The following is a 22743-nucleotide window of genomic DNA, read 5'->3' on the forward strand; positions in this document are numbered from 1 at the left end:
CCGCGCATAGGCGCCCGGACGGCGAAGTCGTGTTGTGCGAGTGGTGATATGTCTGTGAATGCCCAGTCAGATAGATCGGATAATGCGCGTCCGGAAAGCGTGGAACCGGTCACCCTGTCCGACCGAGTCAACGCGGTGATCAATCCCGCCGCCGACCCGTCGCCGGATGCGGCCGCGACGGCTGCCGCAAAGTCGGGGGTTTCGCAATCCACGCAGTGGCAGACGTCCATCGAAACGATCGGACTGTTCGGTCCACGCAAGGACACATTTTCCACGCGCTATCATCTTACGCGGCGCGGCAAGCTGAAGCGACTGAAGCAGATTGCGCAGATCGCCAATCATTTTGATGTTCTGCATGGCCTGACGCCGGTCAAAATGCGGCTTATGCTGGAAGCGCTCGGACCGACGTTCGTGAAGGTCGGCCAGATTCTGTCGATGCGTTCCGAGATTCTGCCGCAGCCGTTCTGCGACGAACTTGCCAAGTTGCGTGCCGATGCCGATCCGATGCCGTACAGTACGGTGTTGCAGGTGCTTGAAGACGAGTACGGTCGGCCGGTCGACGAGATCTTCGACCATATCGATGCCACGCCGCTTGGTTCGGCCAGCCTTGCACAGGTGCATCGTGCGAAGCTGACGTCAGGTGAAGACGTGGCCATCAAGGTGCAGCGTCCGGGCGTGCGCGAAACCATGGCGCAGGATGTGTCCATCATGCGTTCCATCGCCAAAGTGGCCACAAGGACCATGCACAGCGCACAGGTGGTGGACCTGTCCGGCGTGGTCGAAGAGCTGTGGGACACGTTCGAATCCGAAACCGACTTCTTGGTGGAAGCGAGGAACCTGAGCGAATTCAACCGTTTCTGCGAACGGTACAAGTACATGGATTGTCCGAAGCCATACATTGACCTGTGCACCGAGCATGTGGTCGTGATGGACTATGTGGAGGGCATCTCCGTCTCGCATCCCGACCAGTTGCTCGAGGCCGGCTACGATCTGAAGGAGATCGGCACCAAACTGGTCGACAACTATGCCACGCAAGTGCTTGACGAAGGCTTCTTCCACGCGGATCCGCACCCCGGCAACATCATGGTGAGCGGCGGGCGGATCGTGTTGCTCGACCTTGGCATGACCGGCCGGCTGAACGCAAAGACCCGCTCCGTGCTGAAGGATATGATCTTCGCGGTGGCCGAACAGGATTCGCCCGCGCTCGCCGACGGTCTGCTGCGTTTCGCCGGCGCGGAGGCCGATCCGGAGGATTACCCGGCGCTGCTTGCCGATTTGGATGTGATCGTCAAGGAATTCGGCACCGTTGATTTGGTGGAGCTCGATATTGCCGCGATGCTGACCGCGCTGACGCAGATGGCGCAGCGTCACGGCATCGAGGTGCCGAGTACCGTCACTACGGTCGGCCGTGCGCTGGTCACGTTGGAGGGATTGCTGGACGAGTTCATTCCCGACGTGAACATGATTCAGATTATTTCCGACCATATTGCGGCGAGTACGTCGAAGAAGGATTTCATCAAGGAGGAGACGAAGTCGCTGGCGATTGAAGGACATCAGGCGTTGCATAGCCTGCTTGCCGCAGCCAACGAGCTTAAGGTCGCCTCGCGTATGCTTACGCGCGGCCAGTTGCGTGTGAATATGGAGATGGTCGGTTCTCAGGAGCCGATTCACCTGCTTGCCAACATGGTGAACCGGTTGACGATGGCTCTGATTGTGGTCGGCCTGTTCATCGGTTCGTCGATTGTGTATTATGCGGGCATCAAGCCGGTGATTTTCGGCATCCCGATCGTAGGCTTCCTCGGGTACGTGATCGCCTTCATTCTTTCCGTCTGGATTGTCTTCGACATTTACTTCAAGGGCCGTAACTCAAAGAAGCGGTAAGCGGCCCTGCGCATTACCGTTCCCCATGCCTCCCCTGTCGGTGGCCTATGCCCCCGCTTCATCCCCTCCGAACGCTATTGTGTACCCCATGCGTCATGCCTGGTGGGCGTAGTGACCCACAAGTCGCGATCCCGTAGGAGGTGCCATATGGCCGAAGCCGAACCTTGGCGTCCTCTGCCGTTTGATGAGGTGATTGACATTTCGGCGGGTGAGGCGCGTAAGCGCCGGTTGCGCCGGCAGTTGCATGCATGGTATGCGTTTGTGATCACGCTGGTGATTGCCGCAATCAATATCGCCGGATTCCCCTACGTGCTGCAGTGGCGGGCCTCGTTGCGCACGGCGCAGACGGCCGATGCGGCCGCGCAGCATGTTGAGGGTTGGCCGTATCCGCAGGCCGAGGAGGCATTTGCTGCGGCGAAACGATATAACAGGAAGATTGCCGCTTCTGATCAGACCGTTCTTGGAGAGGCCGAAGACCCGTTCACCAGTACGGCGGGCGGCTCGCATGCCTCCGGCAAGGATTCGCTGGCCGCCAAAGATAGTGAGTATCAGTCGTTGCTGGATTCCGGCGACGGCGTGATGGGTACGATCCGTGTGCCGAAGGTATCGATCAAACTGCCGATTTATCATGGCACGTCGGATGCTGCGCTTGCTTCCGGCGCGGGGCATCTATATGGCACAAGCCTTCCGGTGGGAGGGAAAAGCTCGCATGCGGTGATTACCGGGCATCGTGGCTTGGTGGAGGCGGCCATGTTCACGAGGCTTGATGAGATGCGCGAGGGTGACTTCTTCTACATCGAGGTGATGGGGGAGACCCTCGGGTATGAGGTGGATCGCATCGATGTGATTGAGCCGTCGGAGACGAGCCGGCTGCGTGTGGTCAAAGGCGAAGACCGTGTAACGCTCATGACCTGCACGCCATATGGCGTGAACACGCACAGGCTGTTGGTCTCCGGCCATCGCGTGAAGATCCCGGTGCCCGCACCTGATCCGAACGCCATGCATGATCCCATGCGGATGGGGTTATACGCCGTACTGGGTGTGCTTGTTCCCGGCTGGCTGTTCTTCCTTATTCTGGGACGTCGCCGCAATCCACGGCCTCGCATCATGCGGCATGCGGTCGTTCACCTTTAGTTGTGTCGCGCAGATGCACTGCCCGTCATCCCGCCCCCCCCCTATTAACGAGGGTATTTTGTGTGGTTTTGGGGTTGTTGTAAGGAGGGTGTAGACTTCCGAGCAGCATGTCTTTGTAAGGTATGGATAACGATTTGTTCTACCAGTGTTTACGCGGCAAATAAGGCTAAGGATAAGGTTTATAATGGGTGGGTTCTCTTGTTTGCCTGGAGGGGCGAACAAGGGTGCTCTGAGTAATGTTCCGCAACCCGTTGCTGCCGTGGTGGCCGTTGTGATGCTCCTCGTCACGGTGATCGTGGCGCCTTCCGCACAAGCCGATGAGACTTCGAGTGTCCCTTTTTCGGATCATGTGGTGAGTAATACCGTGAGCCCGTCCGGCACTACCATCAATTTGTTCGATTATTGGGTGCAGCCGTATGGGTGCGCGGATATTGATGATAGCTACTGCAACGGTCAAGCGTTTAACCACTCCGACACGGGAATCAATGCAGGTAAACAGCTACGTTTCACGTATAACGGCGAAAGCCAAAACACCATCAACAAATGGACGGGAAGCGCCTCGCCGCGCAAGGGAATGGTCAAGTCGCTGCTGCAGGACGGCTATCCGGTTATCGCGGCAGATCAACTGTATTCCTGGGACGGCAAGATAACCGACGGTACGCAATCGCTGGCATACCTGTTCGATACCGAGAATACCGAGAGCGATTCCAGGAAGGTCTATCCGAACGTAACCGGCCTACTGCAGCTGCAGAACGGCTACTATGTGTACGATAGCACCAAGAATTTCGCTACATTGAACGACAAGTCCACGTCGGGCAAATCGTCATATTCCATGACCTTGTACGACACTCCGGGTGTGCGGGCGGAATGGGGCAGCTCCGTTGGTGAGTTTTTCCCCTTCAACTCTGCCGAAGACGTGTTCGAGGACTCCAACGGGTCGTTGTCGAACAAGGTTTCGTCGAGGAACTCCGTGCTGAACCATTACTTCGGCGTGCATTCCCAATCGGAGTTCATGCAGCCGGTCAACGGCATCATCAACGACGAGGCGATGACCTTCGACTTCCAAGGCGACGATGACGTATGGGTGTTCATCGACGGCGTGCTGGTCGGCGATGTCGGCGGCATCCACAACAGCGCCGCCTTGCACATCGACTTCCAGACGGGTTCCGTGAAGGTGACGGACGCATCCGGCAACAGCACCTACACCAATACGACGATTCGCGAGATGTTCGCCAACGCGTACGGTGGTGAGGATTCCGACGAATTCCAATCCGTAGAATGGTCACAGACCAACACGAGCACCTTCGCGGATAGCACCTACCACACGCTGGACTTCTTCTATCTGGAACGCGGCAACAATGAGTCCAATCTAAAACTCAAGTACAACCTCGCCGACATTCCCGAAAACAACCTGGTCAAACTCGACCAGCAAGGCAACCGCGTGGCCGGAGCGAACTTCGAACTGTACAAGGCGGGCAGCGACTATTCCTACACTGCCGCCGACCTGATTAGCAAGGGCACCACCGATAAGGACGGCGTCTATACGTTCACCAACCACGAGACCGGCAAGCCAGTGAATTTCGCCGATCTCGCCCGTAACGGCCGGGGCATCACGCATTACGTGCTGAAGGAGACCAAAGCTCCGCCGGGGTACCGCAAATCTTCGGATATTCATTTGCGCTACCAGATCAGTCCCGCAGGAGACGGCGTGCTGCTCTGTAACGATGAGAGCGGCAAATGGGATTCAGGCGCGTGGTCGGTGGCCCACGAAACGATGACCGTGGCCGACGGCGCCACCGTCTACGACATGAACGGCACATCCCATGACGTTACTCAAGGCAAGGTCTTCGCCGTCATCATGCACAGGGATAAGACGGCCGCCGGCACGCTGGAGTCCGATGCGTGGAGGGCGGTTTCCGGTAGCGCATTGGAAGGCTGGAACCTATCGTCCGATGCGGTGAATGGTATGGCTGACGTCGTCCAGCTGGCCAAGTCGGATGGCGCCGGAAGCACGAACTACCTGCATTTCTTCGGCCTGGATTCCGAAGGCAAGTATTCGGCCTCGATTTCCAGCCTGCCCGGTGACATTTTCACCTACTATTTCATGCGCTCCGACGCAGAAAAGGCTGATTCGCTGTATGCCATGGGCGTGTACTACACCACGGCCGATTCCACGGAAGGCATCAATGCCTCGAACACCGTTCGTCTGGACACTACGGAGACGGGCGCATACGGCCGGCAGTTCCTGCGTAATTTCGGCGTGCAGATCGCCATCACCGATGTGCGCAACGATCCGATCGTGCAGAAGGTCGATGATGCCGGTAACCCAGTGGAAGGTGCGGAATTCAGCCTCTATGCCGCGGATCAGGTCAATGCGGACGGCACGAGCCTGCTGGAGGGAGCGACCGCATTGCAGACCTGCGTCACGGCGAATACGAGCTATCCGTACGAGATGAAGGGCTCGTGCATGTTCGGCATGGCGGGCTCGTCTTCCGAAGGTGTGCAAGGCAGTGGCGTCGATCTGGACAACGGCACCTATTACGTCAAGGAAACCAAAGCGCCTGAGGGTTATGAGATCAATGACACGTTGGTGAAACTGCTCATCACCGATAACGGCATCTTCGCAGACGCCGGCACCGAAGATAATGGTGTCTCCACCATGACTCATATCGGTACGTTGAATGAGGCGCTGAAACAGTTCGCGGCCAATCGCGATATCAATCGCACGCTTTCCGATCTGAAGGTCACGCAGTTGCGTTGCGCGGATGAGGAATGTGTGACCAATGGCAGCTGGTCCGAAACCATCGGCTCCGAACATGGGAAGTCCGTGGACGTCAGTTGGACCGGCGACTACAAGAATGGCTACTACACGCTGACCGATCAAAGCACCATGACGGATAACGGCTTCGTCAACACGACCGGTTGGACGTACTACAAGGTCAGCCAGGCCGAAGACAAGGACGATGGTTCCCAAGGGAAGGGCGTTCGTTTCAGTCTGAAGAATTCCAACCTGGCGCATATATTCACCGGCGCGAACGTGATTCGCGTGCAAGATAAGCGCAAGGCCAGTCTGACGCTCACCAAGAAGGTTACGGTGGGTGACGGTTATGACAAACCGGATGATTTTGACACGCAGCGGTTCTCGTTCGACGTCACGTTGAGCGCAGATGACGCCGCCACATTGCAGCAGGATGGCACAACCGACTATTATCATGGCACGATTTCCGGCGGTACCGGCGACGGCAAGAAGGACGATCGGCAGATCGTCATGAAACTGCATCGCGATTCCGAATCCGCTACTTCCGGCAAGCTCCTCCAGTGCGTTGCGGATGGCGACACCGATGCGGAGAAGTGTGCAGAGACCGCATCGATCACGCTTTCCAACAAGCAGACGCTCAGCATCGCCAATATTTCGGACGGCGTCACATACACGATTAAGGAAACGGGCCTGCCGAACGGTTACGTGTTCGAAAGCGCGCAATCCAGTAACCTGACCGGTACCATTCAGCGCTCCTCCGGCATTGCGGCCGCGGTGGTGGGCAACGTGTACCAGCCGAACAGCATTACGTTGGTTGCGGGACGGTTCGTCACGGTCGTGAAGAAAGTGGTTGGCAGCGCAACAGGCTCATATCCGTTTGAATTCCAGCTACAGGCCGCGCAGGGCACGCCGCTGCCTACCTGCGGTACCGCCGATACCTGTTCCGTTTCCGATGTGGACGCCAACGGCAATCATGTCATGAAGAAGACGTTGACGTATCAGACTTCGGGTGAGCAATCGCAGAGCATGACGTTCGGTGACATCACCTTCACAAAGCCGGGCACGTACACATATTCGTTGTCTGAGATCACGCCGTCTTCCGGCGCTCTGTAAGGGTTCAACTATTCGCGTGCGCAGTACGTGGTGACGGTCACGGTTGCGGTTGAGGATGGCAACCTTGTGGTGGCCGGCGTCAAGACGGTCCGAACATATGACGATTCCGGCGCCGCCGTGACCGGGACCGATGCAACGGCTACTGAGAACCAGGCCGTATTTACCAACAACTACAGCAAGGGCCCACGAGCCGTCACCTTCTCCGCCACCAAGAACTACACGGAAAACGGTTACCCGTATCAGGCCGGCATGTTCAGCACGAAGCTGACGGCAATCGGCAGCTATGCGACCGCCAGCGAAGCCAAGACGACGGTGGCGGAGCTGCCGAATAATGCGGATTCGGTGCCGATGCCTACCGGTAGTTCCACGGGCAGCATGGATGCCGACTTCGATGATTTCCACACGGCCAGCTTCCCGCGGATCTCATTCGATGGCGGTACCGGCAACAACACCTACGTGTACAAGATCACGGAGAACAGCGGAACCGTGGCCGACGCGACCGCCATGACCTACGATTCGACTGAATATTACGTGTTCGTGGCCATCACCGTCACCGACGATATGGTGAACGCCGATATTTCGTACTACAAGAACGAAGCCGGCACCCTGACCAAGGTGGAGATTCCTGCGGACGGCTCGAATCCGGTCCGGTTCACCAATACGTATGCGGCTTCGGCGGTCTCCGCCACTCCGCAGGGCAGCAAGACGCTGACCGGGCGCGCACGCACAGCCGGCGACTCCTTCTCCTTTGCACTGACCGCGGCGGACGAAGCCACCCAGGAAGCCGTGACGAATGGTACCGTCAGCGGCGCCGCCTGCGCAGACGACTGTACCGTCGAAAGCATTCTCGCCAGTGCGACCTCAACGAATGTGACGGCGGAATCCGGTGAAGCGCAATCATTTGAGTTCACGCAACTCACGTTCGGAAAAGCCGGAACCTACACCTTCAACGTGGCGGAACAATCCGGCAATGCCGGTGGCATTACCTACGACACCCATATATCGACGGTCACCTACGTCATCTCCGATACCGATGCCAACGGCAAGCATACCGGCAGACTGAACGTGGCGAAGGTCAGCTACAGCAACGCCACCGCCACGACCGAAGCCGACCGCAAGGTTACGGATGCGGCCGCGTTCACCAACGCGTATCACGCCATCGCAACGTTTGCCGGTCTCACCGTAACCAAGGAACTGCACAACAGGAACGCCGGCACTACACGCAACCTGTATGCGGGCGAATTCACCTTCACCATCAGTGGTGACGATGAAGCGTCGGCACAACGCATTTCGGCTGGAACGTTTGCGAGCGACCGAAAATTCTCCAACGGGTACGCCGCTGGCCGTGAGGCACAAAGCGCAACGAAATACGGCAATGCCGTGAGTGGCATGACCAAGCTTTCCAATCTGGTGTTCAACGAATCCGATGTCGGCAAGACCTACCGTTTCGTGGTCAAAGAACTAGCACAACACACCAATCCGAATACCGGAGCGGTGAATACAAAGTTGGACTCGGATTCTACGAAGCTGACAGGCGAAACGGCCACGGATGTGAAAATCGACGGTATCTGGTTCAGGCAGTGGACGTACCTGGTGAGTGTCACGGTGAGTGACAACGGCGACGGCACACTGAACGTGAGTACGTCCAAGAGCGTGGTGAAAGGCGACGGCTCGACGTCGACGGCTGATGACATCACATTCGTCAATACGTATGAAACGCTGAAATCGACGGAAATCGACGATACTTCCGCATCCGCACCGCTGTACAAGCAGCTCTCCGGCCGCGACTGGGCTGATTCCGAAAAAGACCGGTTCACGTTCACGGTGGAGAAGTGTAACTACAGCACCAACGCCGGTTCGTTCAGCGATGCGAGCTCCATCGTCTGCACGAGTGACGGCACTACGCTGAGCACGCTTCCCTCGCCTTCAAGAAACTCTTCAGTGACTATAGGCAAGGACCAAGTGGTCCCGACCAAGGCCGGTAATTTCGCCAAGATTGGGTTCGGCTCATTCAGCTTCTCCAAGCCGGGTGCCTACGTGTACAAGGTGACGGAAGTCGCCGGTGACGATACCACGCTCACTTACGCCGCCAACGTGCGTTATCTGCGATTCCGTGTTGAGGAAAACCAGATGAAGGGCGTGTATTCCGTAATCGTTACCACGCCTGGATATGATGCGCCGACGGCTACCGACGCCAATGACGGTGCCGCATTCGTGAATGTGTGCAAGAGCGCGGAGCGTCTGCCGTTGACGGGTGGCCTGACGACCAGAAACTTCCTGGTCGGAGGATTTGTGGTCGGACTGCTGGCGGTGTTCGCCGGACTGGGCATTCATGAGTGGTGGAACAAGCAACGGCGAAAGGAGCAGCTATTGGAATAGACGTAAGGCATCCCGTAGCGGCTCCGGCAGGTGTTTGCTGCGGAATCCCGGAATGAAGACTTCATAACTGAAATACCGAATCGATTGAAATTTGTGGCGTCCTAACGAAATGGATCGGCGGGACGCGAACAACCGAACGAGAGAAGAAGGACTCATGAAGATGAGAAAACTATTCGCCGCGGTGGCCGCAGCAGCGACCCTGATCGGTGGCATGGTTCTGAGCGCGAGCAGCGCCCAGGCCGATGGTGTTGCAGCCGGCACGACCATCACCGTGAACAATCCGCAGGTCGGCCACACCTATACGGCGTACAAATTCGCGAATTTTACGAGCGTGACGGCTGGCGAAGGCGCTAATGGTTCCAAAATCGCCCATGTCGAAATCACGACCGAGTCTGCTTGGGTGAACGTCGTCACCGCAGCGGCAGAGGCCGCTACCGGTGCAAGCATTCCTGCCGAGTATACGCAGAATCCAGCAGCCTATGTGGCGATGTTTGATGCCGCCACTCTGCGTGAGTTCGCCGATGCGCTGACGATTCCGACCGGTACCAGTGCGGCAGGAACACCGCTCTCCGGCACTACGGAGGGTGCCGCTTCCGGTACTATCAGCGGGCTGACCGCAAGTAGCTGGTATTTGGTGAAGGACACCGTCAAGAGCAACAACAACGACGTGCAGGGCGGTCCGGAAGCCATTGTCGCCACGCAGATCATTGATGGCAATGGCGTGACTTATGGTGAGTTCGTGAATGGCCTGAAGGCGGATGCTAAGCAGAATGCCATCACCGCCATGGGCGAGTTCAACGCCAAGGCGACCGTTCCGTCCGCTCCGGTAGAGACCGTGACTTCCCTGACCGACTGCGCTGCAAACAACAATACGAATACGAAATGCACTGTGCGAGTCGGCCAGACGCTGTCCTACAACGTAACCGCCAAGGTTCCTACCGACTACGCCTCGTACGATGCGTATACCTTCACCTTCACCGATACGCCAGGTACGGGCCTGACCGTTTCCTCTGCGAACATCAAGGTCAATGGCACCAAGGTCTCCGCCGTCAGCGGCATCACCATTACCGGTTTCACGAATGGCGACCTTGTCGGTAACGGTAGCGCGGCATTCACCGTGATCTTGAGCAAGACCGCACTGGATACCGTGCTCAACGGTAAGACCGCGACCAATAACTATTATGACATCGAACTCACCTATGATGCCGTTGTCAACGGATCTGCCGAAAACACGGTGACGAACACCACCACCGTTACCGATCCCTCCGGCACATCTGAGCCAGGCAAGGTCGAGAAGAACGTCGGACAGTTCTCCATCAAGAAGGTCGGCAAAGACGATAACGGTGGTTGGACGACGGCCCTCGCAGGTGCCGAGTTCTCCATCATCCCGGCTGATGATGACACCGCACGGCGTTATGACGCCAACGCTACGGCTGAGACTGCCACCGCTCTGAAATTCACTGAAATCACCGGGGGTAACAAGGGAAGCTACACTCTCAACGCTGACCAGTCGGCGACTTCTGGCGTGACCTCCGCCCTGGCCACTTCTTCCGATAGCAACAACAAGGGCCAACTCAAGCTCAACGGTCTCGCCCAGGGTACCTACACCGTGAAGGAAACCAAGGCACCGGCAGGTTATTCCAGCCAGTTCCTTCCGACCTTCACCGTTACGGTCAATGCTGACGGAACCGTCACGTTCTCCGATCTGGGCAATCTTGATCTGGTCGCCGGTGATGCCACTGCCAAGACGGCAACGGTCAGGAACGTGAAGTCCCTCACGCAGCTGCCGCTCACCGGTGGCGCGGGCATCATCCTGTTCTCCGTGATCGCGGCGTTGCTTATCGCCGTCGCGGCAATCGCGACCGTGCGTATTCGCGCCGTCAAGCGCGAGTTGCAGGCCTGAAGGTTTCCCGACTCCGACCTGTGAAGGCTGCTCCGATTCGTGAGTGCTGATCGCCCGAGGGCGATACGCAAAGCCATTCGGCAAGCGTATCGCCCTCGTCGCGTATCAACGGGCTCTACGTAACCTCACATCTCATGTAAGGGTCCGAGAGATATTGCCGACTGTCTTCCGCATTTGCCGGAAGGCGGCATACTGTCTGGCCCTAGCACCCCCGACATCTCTCGATTTGCTGAATTTCAGGTAAAAACCGGGCAGAGTGCGTGAATCTGGGATACTCTCATAGAGAATGCCCCGTGCGCGAGACCAAGCGAATTCGTGCAGGGGAATGTTGTCGGGCCAATCGTGAAGGAGCATGCCCATGTCCAGTTCGTTCTTCAAGAAGGCGTTGATCGGCGGCGCAGTGGCCGCAGGAGCGGCGGTGTGGGCCATTGCGCCGCGCACCTTTTCCGACAAGCGTCGCAACTACGTGCCGGCCATTCCGGACGTATGGTACGCCCATCGCGGTCTGCATGACGCCGGTTCCGGTCTGACCGCGCAATACGCCGCCGAAAGCGGCGAGTACGTGGCACTCGCCCGCCGCATGGCCATGAAGGCCGGCTATGGCAATCCGAGCGTGCTTGGCGCCATCGCGCCGGAAAACTCCCTAGCCGCTTTCGCTGCCGCTTGCGAAGCCGGTTACGGCATTGAGCTCGACCTGCAGATGACCGCCGACGGCGAAGTCGTAGTGGTGCATGATGATGACCTGATGCGTGTTGCGGGGGATCCGCGCCGCATCAAGGATCTCACCTATGACGAGCTGACCCGCATCCCGCTGTTCCCGACCGACGCTCCGGGTGCTTCCAAGGCCGCACCGTTGCCGGGCTCTCTCGAGAAGCCTCCGCTGGTCACCACGCCGGACCATGCGCCGGAAGGCTACTACCAGCATGTGCCGTTGTTCGCCGACGTGCTCAAGGTGGTCGCCGGCCGTGTGCCGTTGATTGTGGAGTACAAGTTCGAAGACAATTCCAAGTGGGATCCGCGCGACGTGGAACTCATGGAAAAGGGCGACGCGTTGCTGCAGGCCTATTCCGGCGCATATGTGGTTGAATCGTTCAATCCGGCCGCCGTGAATTGGTATAAGGAAAACCGTCCGGAAGTATGCCGCGGACAGCTATCTTGGTGGCCGGAAGGCAAGGACGCGCCGACTGATCCGGTGGCATTGGCCAAGGAGTATGCGGCCGGAGCGCTGGTCTTCGATTGGATTTCCCGCCCTGACTTCGTAGCCTACGATTGGAAGGGCGGCAATAGCCCGCAGGTGCGTCTGGCCCGTTTCATGGGCGCGGTGCCGGTCTCATGGACCGTGCGCAGCCGTGACGAGCTCGCGCAGTGCGACGATTGGTTCGACCACCACATCTTTGAGGCGTTCGTTCCCGACGAGCGTTGATGCAAGGCCCAATCCAGCCGATCAGGGCTGGATTGGGCCGGCAATCAGTCGATTACGCCATAGAGGCGATCGCCGGCATCGCCCAGACCCGGCACGATGTAGCACTTGTCGTTGAGCTTCTCATCGACGGCGCACAGCACCAGCTTGAATTTGATGGACGGGTCGAGATGCTCCTCAACGAACTTCAGGCCCTCCGGAGCGCCCAAAATGCACACGGCGGTGATGTCTTTGGCACCGCGTTCGGCCAGATAATGCGTGGCGGCAACCAGCGTGCCGCCGGTGGCGAGCATCGGGTCGATCAGGAAGCACTGACGGCCGGTCAGATCCTCCGGCAGACGGTTCGCGTAGGTAATCTGCTGGGTCGGATTCTCCTCGTCGCGTTTCATGCCGAGGAAGCCGACCTCTGCGGATGGAATCATCTTGGTCATGCCGTCAAGCATGCCCAGGCCAGCGCGCAGCACGGGCACGATGAGCGGAGCCGGAGAGGCGATATGCTTGCCGATCATCGGGGAGACCGGGGTCTCGATCGGCTTGTCGACGACTTCGACGTCGCGAGTGGCTTCGTAAGCCTCGAGCATCACGAGTTCGGAAACGAGCTCGCGGAAGGTGGAAGAGGCGGTGTTCTTGTCACGGAGAACGGTGAGTTTATGGTCCACCAGCGGGTGGTTCAACACATGAATATCCATGCTTTCCAAGATTAGTGCATGATAACGAAGAAATGCGCCGAACCACGAAAGCGCCTGTCGGCGCAAAGGCCGCTCGCAGCGGCAAAAAATGGAGCCCGGGGCTATGCATGGCCCGGCGCGAATCCCATTGTACAGGCGTGGAGGACGGGGTGTGAACACGTGTCGCGTTCCCCCCGCAGGCGTTGGATCGCTTCGGTTTCGGGCTTGTGGGCTCCACTCCGGTATGACGGCGGCAGTTCGAGGAATCCTACTCCAGTCGTCCGCGCCGCCAAAGGCTCGCACCATGGCGGAAATCCTTGGCGGTGGCAAACAGGTTGCCGGCGGTGTGTAGCAGTCGTGAGGCCTTTGCCCGGGCGGTTTTTTCGGCATCTCCAGCGGATTGCGCTCCGCGCGAAGTCAGTTTCTTCGCCTCGATGCGCAATCCCAACGCAACCACGTCGGTAAAGGCGGCGGCACGTTCCAGCGCAACGGCGAAATCACCTGTAAAAGCGCCGGCCAGAATGGAATCCGCGGTGTGCGCGATATCCTCTTCCGTCGGGGCCTGATCGACTCCGGCAATCGCGGAAGCGGTCGTCGCAACCGGCTCGCCCACGCGCCACAACCGCGCAATCGACTCCCGGTTCTTGCGCATCCACGTACGTAGCAGATACAGACGCCACAGAATGCCCGGCAGTGAATCCGGCTCGGCGTGGCTCCACAGTTCCGCGATCACGTCAACGCCTTCGCGGTCGACCAGCGTAAGCACACGTTCCACCAATGCCGCATCCTGCGTGTGATGCACGCGATCAAGCAAAGCCGCCGCCGAAGCGTGGCTCATCTCGTTGATCTGCGCCGGATCCGCACCGCCCGCGATATTGTCGGCCATCATCTGGTCGAGCTGGCCCGGGCGTGAGGGGCGTGGCGAACCGGTATTCGTGAAACCGGCGGTACGGCTGGGAATCACGGAACCGGAGCCGTAGTGCATGTTAGTAGACAAGTGGCGTGACCTTTTGAATATCGATGATGTTGGGACCTTGCGGTGTATCGATTATAAACATTGCGATGGCCGTACCGGTAGGCATATAGGGAGACTTGGCGATGAGCTGTTTGGCGAGCTGCTTGCGCGAGCACATGCCACGCAGATGGTCGAACATGCCGCCGATCACCGGCCGATGCATGCAGATGGCCGTGGTCTGTCGCGTGTTCAACGTCTGCCTGATCTGGTCTAGAAACGCGAGCCAGGCCATGGTCGGATGATCGGCGAATGCGTCTTCCGTCAACGCATCGATATGCTCCATCGGCCGGTCGGTCTGCCAGCTGAGGACCTGTAGCGTCTCCTGACAGCGCATCCACGGCGACGTGGCCAGTCGGGTGGGATTGTAGCAGGCGAGCTCGCGGTTGAGCGCGAACGCCGCGGCCGCACCTTTCGGCGTGATCGGACGATTCGCGTCGGTGCCCTTCCATGATTTGCGTGATTCGGCCTTCGCATGGCGTACGATCAGCAGATTCTGCGCGGTCGCGGCGCCCTCCTGCACACGGTCGACGAACGCCGCGAGAATGTCCTTATCGGTGGAATGCGTCAGGATTTTGCGTGCCTCACGTACCGACACCCACACGATATCGTTGATTTCGCCCACGTCCGCGCGATGCACCGGGCCGAATGCGTCGATGAGATGCTCGGCGTCCTCTCCGGTGATGGGACGTGCCATCCAGTACAGCGTGTGCTTGGTGTCGACGGTGCGGTCGTGCGAATGGCGGGTCTTCTTGCCTTCCTCGGACAACGGGTATTCGACCTCGCCCAAGTATGGACCGAGCGCAATGCTTACGCCCGTCTCCTCGCCGATTTCGCGAACCGCCGCATGACGGTGTGATTCGCCCTGCTCCAGCTTGCCTTTCGGCCAGCTCCAATCATCATATTTCGGTCGATGCACGATGCAGACTTCAATGTCGTCGAGCAGTTCCTTGGCTGTCTTCCGCGTTGCGATCTGAGGATTGTCGGCGATTTGCCCGCCGACCTTCCAGCGGTAGACGATACCCCCCGCAGCTTCCACGATACGTCTCATCTTCTCGCTCATGCCTTTCATTGTAAGCGCGACGAAAGTGGCCGACTCTGCGATGTGCAGAATCGGCCATCTTCTGATGGTCCCTCAACGGAACGGTGCGACTCAGTGCGTTGCCGGACGGCGCGTATGGCGCTTGATCAAGTATTCCTGGCAGTCAACCAGCGGGCGGCCTTCGGCATCCTTCGAATGACGGACGTACGTGCCATCGGCCTCCATGTGCCAGGAGGCGGTAGAATCGGCCATCTGCAGGTCGACGTACTTGATCAGCTCGTCGATCTGCTCCGGTGCGGTGATGCGGACCAGTGCCTCGACTCGGCGGTCGAGATTGCGGTGCATCAGATCGGCGGAACCAATCCACACCTCAGGGCCGGCGGCCGGGCCTTCGCCGATCTGCGGGCCGTCGGAGTTGGCGAAGGCGTAGATACGGCTGTGCTCGAGGAAGCGACCGAGGATGGAACGCACGCGGATGTTCTCGGAAAGGCCCGGAACGCCCGGCTTGAGCGCGCAGATGCCACGTTCGACGATGTCGATCTTCACGCCGGCCTGGCTGGCACGGTACAGCGCATCGATGGTCTTTTCGTCGACGATGGAGTTGACCTTGATCTTGATCCATGCCTCCTTGCCGGCGCGTGCGGCATCCTCCTCGCGGCGGATGCGCTGGATCAGGCCGGAACGTACGGTGCGGGGGGCCACCAGCAGGCGGTGGAAACTCGACTTCGGAGCGTAGCCGGACAGCTGGTTGAACAGACGGGTCATATCCTGACCGACCACCGGATCGCAGGTCAGCAGACCCAGATCGGTGTAGATTCGTGCGGTCTTCGGGTTGTAATTGCCGGTGCCCACATGGCAGTAGCGGCGCAGGCCGTCGGCTTCCTGACGTACCACGAGGCTCAGCTTGCAGTGGGTCTTCAGGCCTACGATGCCGTACACCACGTGCACGCCTGCACGTTCGAGCTTGCGGGCCCACGCGATGTTGGCATCCTCGTCGAAGCGGGCCTTGATTTCGACCAATGCCAGCACCTGCTTGCCGGCATGCGCGGCGTCGATCAGGGCGTCGATGATCGGCGAATTGCTGGACGTGCGGTACAGCGTCTGCTTGATGGCGAGCACCTTCGGATCGGCGGCCGCCTGCGCTAGGAACGCCTGAACGGAGGTAGAGAACGAATCATACGGGTGATGCAGGAGGATATCGCGTTCGCGAATCGCTGCAAAGATGTCTTGCGCGCGGGATGACTCCACCTCGGCGATCTGACGGTTCGTAGTCGGTACGAAGGAGCGGTATTTCAGGTCCGGACGATCGATGCCGCCGAGCTCGAACAGTACGGTCGCGTCGAGCGGTGCCGGCAGGCGGTACACCTCGTCGGCGCTCACGCGCAACTGGTCGGCGAGCAGCTGGGAGAGGAACGGGCTGGTCTCGTCGGAGATCTCCAGACGGATCGGCGGTCCGAAACGACGGCGCAGCAGCTCCTTCTCCATGGCGTTGAGCAGGTTCTCGGCATCATCCTCTTCCACGTCGATGTCTTCGTTACGAGTCACGCGGAAGGAGCGGGCTTCCTTGATGATCATGCCCGGGAACAGGGATTCCAGATGGGCGATAATCAGGTTCTCCATGGTGATGAAGCCGTAGCGAACATCGGTGGTCTCGTCATCGGTCAGGTCGTCGACCGGCACGAGACGGTTCAGGTTGCCAGGGATCTTCACGCGTGCGAAGTGGGACTTGCCGGAGGCGGGGTTCTCTACGAGCACGGCGAGGTTGATGGAACCGCCGGAGATATATGGGAACGGGTGGGCCGGATCCACGGCGAGCGGCGTCAGCACGGGAAAGACCTGCTGGCGGTAGTAACGCGAAAGGCGCTCCTGCTCGGCCGCGGTGAGCTTGTCCCAGCTCAGCAGCACGATCTTCTCCTTGGCCAGGTCGGGCAGGATGTGATCGATCATGTAGTGCGCATGCTCATCCTGCAGGCGGTGGGCCTGCTCGCTGATGGCGCGCAACTGCTGTCGGGGGCTCAGGCCGGAGGCCGCCGTGACGGCGATGCCGGTGTCGATGCGGCGCTTCAGACCTGCGACGCGAACCATGAAGAATTCGTCGAGGTTGTTTGCGAAGATCGCGGCGAAGCTGGCGCGCTCGATGATCGGCAGATCCTCGTCCTGAGCAAGCTCGAGGACTCGCTTGTTGAACTTCAGCCAGCTCAACTCGCGGTCGAAGAAGCGGTCGTTCGGCAGCGGTTCTTCACCGGCCTGCAGCTCCCGCCTGTCGTTCTTATCGGTCTCGGCGATGTGCTCAGCAATCTGGCTGCGCAGAATCGCCTTTGAGGGTGCGTCAAAAATCTGTGCCATAGCACACTACTTTAAGCGGTGTTCGTCGTGACATTCCACAAAACGACGCAGAATTTAGCCGGAGTTTACATTAGTTTGATGGATTTGCGAAGGGCACACCGGTGAATGTTCGATTTTCGATTGGGAAAAGGGGTGATTGCGACGTGTCAGGTGGACTTCGGCGTCATTCGCCTGATGGTTGGCGTTCCGGCGGTTCGACGTCGCCGTATGGTGGGTTGCGTACGACACGCCGGAGTACGGCATGAAGCGCACGCAATCGCACAATCCTCAGGTGAGAATCGCACAAGATAATGCAAATCTCCGATTATGGCGATCGGAAGGGAACAGTTTGGCAAATAACGCAACATAGGCCCGTTTCGGTTTGCATAGCCGCCGATGCTGAGCATAATTACGAAGTACAAGAACAACTTAACAGAGCAGAGCCCACAAAAAGTGTATGACCGAGATAGGTTGTTACGTTGAACGGGCATTGGATAGACTTACCGTTACAACGAGGATGTTGTGCTGCGATTCTGCTCTGAAGCTTCTTGTAGAGAAGGCCCGCTTCGGCGGGTCTTCTTTTTTGTTGCTCCTTCGATATGATTGCTATGCCGAATCAGTGGACGCGAGTGTGGAAAGCGATGATGGTTATGGTGGCTGCCAGGAGTGAGAAGGAACCGGAGGAGTCTCTTGCCCATCCTCGGTTGGGGCCTGCGCAACGGCGGGAGCAGATCATCGATGCTGCCTCGCAGCTTATTTCCCGCAACGGATTTTGGGGATTCTCAGTGCGTCAGGTGGCTGCGCAATGCGATCTGACCGAACCCGCGGTCATCTACCATTTCAAGAACAAGGTCGGCCTGCTGATTGCGGTGCTGGAACGTCGTGATCGCGAAGATATGGCGCAGTATTCGCATTCTCTTGGCGTGGAACCTGAACAGATTTGGAATGGCGATGTGCGGTTCGGCATTCGGGATATCTGCGATGTGCTGATGGCGCGCAATGCCAAGCAGCCGGAAATCGTGAGGTTGTACACCATTTTGCAAGGAGAGTCGCTCAGCGATCATCACCCGGCATATGAGTACTACCAAAAGCGCGAGCGGCGTGTGATTGCGATGCTGACGCGTGCGGCCGAGCATGATGGTCTGGAACATCCTCAACAGGAGGCACACCTGGCTCTTGCCATGATGGATGGTGTTCAATTGCGATGGCTCCGTAACCCCGAAGACGTTGATCTGATGACGTTGTGGCGTGCCTATGCCGATGCTCGCTGGTGGTGATGCGTGTTCGGCGTGTCGTGCCGAATGACGTGATTCGCCAATCTTTCCGATCGCTGCGTAAGAGCGGCATGTGCCGATAATTAACTACGTAGTTAATTCATGCTATAGTGGTACTTACATAATTAACTATGTAGTTAATTAATGGCATACCTTGGCTCGATGATGAGGAAGGGAGAACCTGATGACGGCATTCGATCAGGCGGTCGAAACAATCCGACGGGGCTCAGATAGCGCAACTCTCGCCGCACAACTCTATGGTGAGCTCACCGATGACGAGCGGATGAATCTGCTGGACGGTGACATCTACTACTGGCAGGGACGACTGGATATTGTGCGGCATGGCTACAATATCGCGCCATACGTCATGGGGGCCGTGAATCGGCTCGGCATTCCGGGCATACGGTTCGTGGATGGTCCCCGTGGGTGCGTCAGCGGGCATGGCACCGCATTCCCGGTGTCCATGGCACGCGGCGCGACATGGAACGAGGCTCTGGAGGAACGCGTCGGCGAAGCCATCGGAGAAGAGGTACGCGAGCAAGGAGGCAACCTTTTCGGTGGCGTATGCATCAATCTTCCGCGGCATCCCGCTTGGGGCCGCATTCAGGAGACTTATTCCGACCAACCGGTGCTGCTGGGATCGCTGGGTGCGGCGCTGACGCGCGGCGTACGCCGGCATGCCATGGCCTGCGTCAAGCATTTTGCCTGCAATTCCATGGAAAACGCGCGTTTCAAGGTCGACGTGAAGGTTGATGAGGCCACATTCCATGAGGTGTACGGGCCTCATTTCAAAACGGTGATTGATGCCGGTGCGGATGCGGTCATGACCGCATACAACTCCGTGAATGGCGAATACTGCGGGCAGAACGCATGGCTCATTCGGCAGACACTGCGAAAGGACTGGGGCTTTACCGGTATCGTCGCCTCCGATTTTGTATGGGGGTTGCGTGATGTGACGAAATCGGTGAAGGCGGGTCTCAATACCGAGGAGCCGTTCCATCAACAGCGGTACACCAAGTTGCGTGCGGCTCTCGGCCGTGGCGATGTGACCTGGGATGACATTCGCGAGCTTGGCGAGCGCATCCTCGATACGCAACTGAGATTCTATGCACAACGGGATATGCGGGAACCTGCCGGAACCATGGCCGGCGCGGAGCATGCGGCGCTCGCCCGTGAAGTGGCGGAGCAGTCCATGGTGCTGCTGAAAAACGATGCGCGGGCACTGCCGCTCGATCCTGCCGCCGTCTCACGTATTACGGTAGCCGGCAGGTTGACGGATGCGGCGAACACCGGTGATCAGGGCTCTTCGAACGTAAGGGCTCCGTACACGGTGACGCCATTGGAGGGGCTGCGCACGGCATTCGGCGACGATGCGGTGGATTACGCGGAAGGATGCGACCCCGCAGAGGCTGCGCGTCGCGCACGTCATGCCGATGCCGCGATCGTGGTCGTCGGCTACACGGCGAATGATGAGGGCGAATACCTCAAGAGCGTGGTCTCCCCGGATATGCTGCCGTTGCTGCCGGAACCGGTGACTGCGGAACAATGCGCGGCGAAGCAGGCCTGCCAAGCCTACATGAAGGAAGGCGTAAGCACGTTCGGTGGCAATGCGGAAGGCGGCGATCGCGCAAGCCTGCATCTGAATCCGGAAGACGTGGAACTCATCCACGCCGTCGCCGAAGCCAATCCGCGCACGATCGTCGTAGTGGTCGCCGCTGGTGCCGTGCTGATGGACGAATGGGTGGACGAGCCTGCCGCAGTGATGATGGGTTGGTATTCCGGCATGGAGGGTGGGCATGCGCTTGCCGACATCATTACCGGCAAGGTCGACCCGTCCGGACGGTTGCCGTATGCAATCGCGCGATCGGAACACGATCTGCCCCCATTCGACCGTGAGGCGACCAGTGTGCGGTACACGCGCTGGTATGGCCAACGGTTGATTCAACACCGCGGTTCACAAGCATTGTTCCCTCTGGGGTACGGCCTGTCATACCAGTCATATGGAATTGGGGAACCTGCGATTGCGGATTCCGATAGGGAGCGGCAGACGGCGATCCTGCACGTTCCGGTCACCAACGAGGGCGGTCATGCCGGCCGCCATGTCGTTCAGGTATATGGCAGTTTGCAGGAGGGCGAGCGCGCAGGCGAACGTGAACTGCTCGGTTTCGCATCGGCGTCCATTCCCGCGCGACAGACTGTGGACGTCGCAATATCGCTGGATTTCTCGGCGTTGGGCCGTTGGAATGCACAGGAGCGCAAAGTCGCGCTCGAAACAGGAAAAATCCGCATCGAGGCGTCCTCGTTCTGGGGCGATCCCGATGCTTCGACAATGGAGGTCGAACTATGAATACAGCACAACCGACCGTGTGGACGGGAACGGTGAGTGACGAACAACAGGCAAAGGTGCCTTGGGTCGTCGGAGTGGCGCTCGTCTTGGGTGTATTCCTATGGATGGGACCATACATGGGCGTAAACGTGGTGCTGCTCCCCGCGAAGACGGCGCTGCTGGCGGGAGATGGCAAGGCGAGTGTCGTCGCAGTGCTGTCCACCAGCGCCATGATCGTCGCGGCCATTGCCAATATCATTTTCGGTGCGCTTTCCGATTTGACCCGTTCCCGCTTCGGGCGTCGTTCCCCCTGGATCATCGGTGGTTCGGTTCTTGCCGCGGCGGCCATGATGTTCGTGAGCTGGGCGCCGACCGTACCGTTGCTCATCGTGGGATGGTGCGTATATCAGTGCTTCCTGAACGCCATCGTCGCGCCGTTGATCGCCGTGATCACCGACCGTACGGCACCGAAGTTCCGCGGTACCATCAGCGCCATGTATGCGCTTGGTTACTCGGTTGGCATCTACGGTGGTCAGATGATCGGCGCCCGATTCCTTACGGACCAATCCATGGGCTTTACCGTACTTGCCGTGCTTACGCTGATCGGAGGTCCTCTCGCCGCTCTGATCATGCGCGAAGGTTCCAGCCTGGCCATGCCGAGGAAACGATTCACCGCGCAGATGTTCTGGGAGCATTTCTCCTTCCCGACGAGACATTGCCGTGACTACTATCTTGCATTGTTCGGCAAGTTCCTGATCGTCGCGGCCAAGTTCGCCATCTCCGGTTTCCAGCTGTACATCCTTACGGATTACATGATGCAAAGCGCCGATGGGGCCAAACACTACGTTTCGGTGATTTCCATGTGCATGATGGTGACCGCCATCGCCATGACGGTGATCGCAGGGCCGATTTCCGACAGGATCGGCAGCCGTAAGATTCCGGTGATTGCATGCTCCTTGCTGGTTGCCGTAGGCTCCATCATTCCGTTCTTCTCCAACGATCCGAAGATGATGATCGCGTATGCATTGGTCGCGGGTACCGGTATGGGCGCCTACAACGCCGTGGATCAGGCGCTGAATGTGGAGGTGTTGCCGTCCAAGGACACCGCCGCCAAGGATCTGGGCATTCTGAACCTTGCCAATACCGGTGGCCAGGTGCTCGGTCCGGTGCTTGCCGCCACGCTGATCAATATGTTTGGCTACCATGCGCTCTTCCCGTTGGCTGCCGTCTGTTCGCTGCTCGGCGCGCTGTTGATCGTCTTCATCAAGTCGGTGAAATAAAAGCCCCGGACGCCATGATCGATGCTTCGATCAATCAGGGTGCGGGCGGCGAGACATGGTCCTGGAAGCTGCGGACCGGTCCTTGCCGCCCGCGCCCGGACGCGTTGCGTGGGCAGAGTGGCGGGAGGTGGTCGGTGGACGGCGGTGGATGACACGCCGGGGGTGTGGATAACCTGGCGTCCTTCGACCACAGGGGTCGGTTTCGCTTGCGGATTCACCGTCGAATGA

The 22743-nt window shown here is 58.8% G+C and carries 13 protein-coding genes; 9 read left to right on the top strand and 4 right to left on the bottom strand.

The features are described 5' to 3' along the window. Positions 1-48: 48 nt before the first annotated feature. The 6 genes from BBDE_RS00940 to BBDE_RS00965 all read left to right on the top strand — a co-directional run bounded on the left by BBDE_RS00940 (position 49) and on the right by BBDE_RS00965 (position 12591). Positions 49-1881, top strand: a complete 1833-nt coding sequence (locus BBDE_RS00940) for an ABC1 kinase family protein (RefSeq protein ID WP_003837800.1) — start codon at positions 49-51, stop codon at positions 1879-1881. A 147-nt stretch (positions 1882-2028) separates the two neighbouring features. Continuing rightward, positions 2029-3015: a class C sortase gene (locus BBDE_RS00945; protein WP_003837798.1), complete on the top strand. Its 987-nt coding sequence runs from the start codon at positions 2029-2031 to the stop codon at positions 3013-3015. Between the two features lie 352 nt (positions 3016-3367). Further along, the gene (locus BBDE_RS11510) at positions 3368-6886 is read left to right on the top strand and encodes a SpaA isopeptide-forming pilin-related protein (RefSeq protein ID WP_228369728.1); all 3519 of its coding nucleotides are present in this window, start codon (positions 3368-3370) and stop codon (positions 6884-6886) included. 30 nt (positions 6887-6916) lie between these two features. Beyond that, a complete protein-coding gene (locus BBDE_RS11515) occupies positions 6917-9265 on the top strand; it encodes a Spy0128 family protein (RefSeq protein ID WP_228369729.1) in 2349 nt (782 codons plus the stop codon). A gap of 154 nt (positions 9266-9419) precedes the next feature. Then, positions 9420-11168 carry a SpaA isopeptide-forming pilin-related protein gene (locus tag BBDE_RS00955; protein WP_012901810.1) on the top strand — a complete coding sequence of 583 codons (1749 nt, stop codon included), beginning with the start codon at positions 9420-9422 and terminating at the stop codon, positions 11166-11168. A 358-nt stretch (positions 11169-11526) separates the two neighbouring features. Beyond that, positions 11527-12591: a glycerophosphodiester phosphodiesterase family protein gene (locus BBDE_RS00965; RefSeq protein ID WP_003844567.1), complete on the top strand. Its 1065-nt coding sequence runs from the start codon at positions 11527-11529 to the stop codon at positions 12589-12591. A 44-nt stretch (positions 12592-12635) separates the two neighbouring features. Here BBDE_RS00965 and upp read toward each other — a convergent pair whose 3' ends face one another. From upp to BBDE_RS00985, 4 genes are all read right to left on the bottom strand, one after another. After that, positions 12636-13277 carry a uracil phosphoribosyltransferase gene (upp, locus tag BBDE_RS00970; RefSeq protein WP_003837791.1) on the bottom strand — a complete coding sequence of 214 codons (642 nt, stop codon included), beginning with the start codon at positions 13275-13277 and terminating at the stop codon, positions 12636-12638. A gap of 247 nt (positions 13278-13524) precedes the next feature. Next, positions 13525-14241 (bottom strand): hypothetical protein, encoded by a 717-nt coding sequence (locus BBDE_RS00975; RefSeq protein ID WP_003842843.1) that lies wholly within the window; start codon positions 14239-14241, stop codon positions 13525-13527. 1 nt (position 14242) lies between these two features. Further along, the gene (locus BBDE_RS00980; RefSeq protein ID WP_003837788.1) at positions 14243-15340 is read right to left on the bottom strand and encodes an NUDIX hydrolase; all 1098 of its coding nucleotides are present in this window, start codon (positions 15338-15340) and stop codon (positions 14243-14245) included. A gap of 81 nt (positions 15341-15421) precedes the next feature. After that, entirely contained in the window at positions 15422-17656 is a 2235-nt protein-coding gene (locus BBDE_RS00985) for an RNA degradosome polyphosphate kinase (protein WP_003837786.1), read from the bottom strand. Positions 17657-18276: 620 nt separating this feature from the next. Here BBDE_RS00985 and BBDE_RS00990 point away from each other — a divergent pair. From BBDE_RS00990 to BBDE_RS01000, 3 genes are all read left to right on the top strand, one after another. Beyond that, entirely contained in the window at positions 18277-18912 is a 636-nt protein-coding gene (locus tag BBDE_RS00990; RefSeq protein ID WP_228369730.1) for a TetR/AcrR family transcriptional regulator, read from the top strand. 181 nt (positions 18913-19093) lie between these two features. Beyond that, positions 19094-21256, top strand: a complete 2163-nt coding sequence (locus BBDE_RS00995) for a glycoside hydrolase family 3 protein (protein WP_012901814.1) — start codon at positions 19094-19096, stop codon at positions 21254-21256. Beyond that, on the top strand, positions 21253-22515 hold the full coding sequence (locus BBDE_RS01000; protein ID WP_003837781.1) for an MFS transporter: 1263 nt from the start codon (positions 21253-21255) through the stop codon (positions 22513-22515). Before BBDE_RS00995 ends, BBDE_RS01000 begins: the two co-directional genes overlap by 4 nt. Positions 22516-22743 lie beyond the last annotated feature (228 nt).

Origin of the sequence: Bifidobacterium dentium JCM 1195 = DSM 20436 (assembly GCF_001042595.1) — a bacterium.
Lineage (GTDB): Bacteria > Actinomycetota > Actinomycetes > Actinomycetales > Bifidobacteriaceae > Bifidobacterium > Bifidobacterium dentium.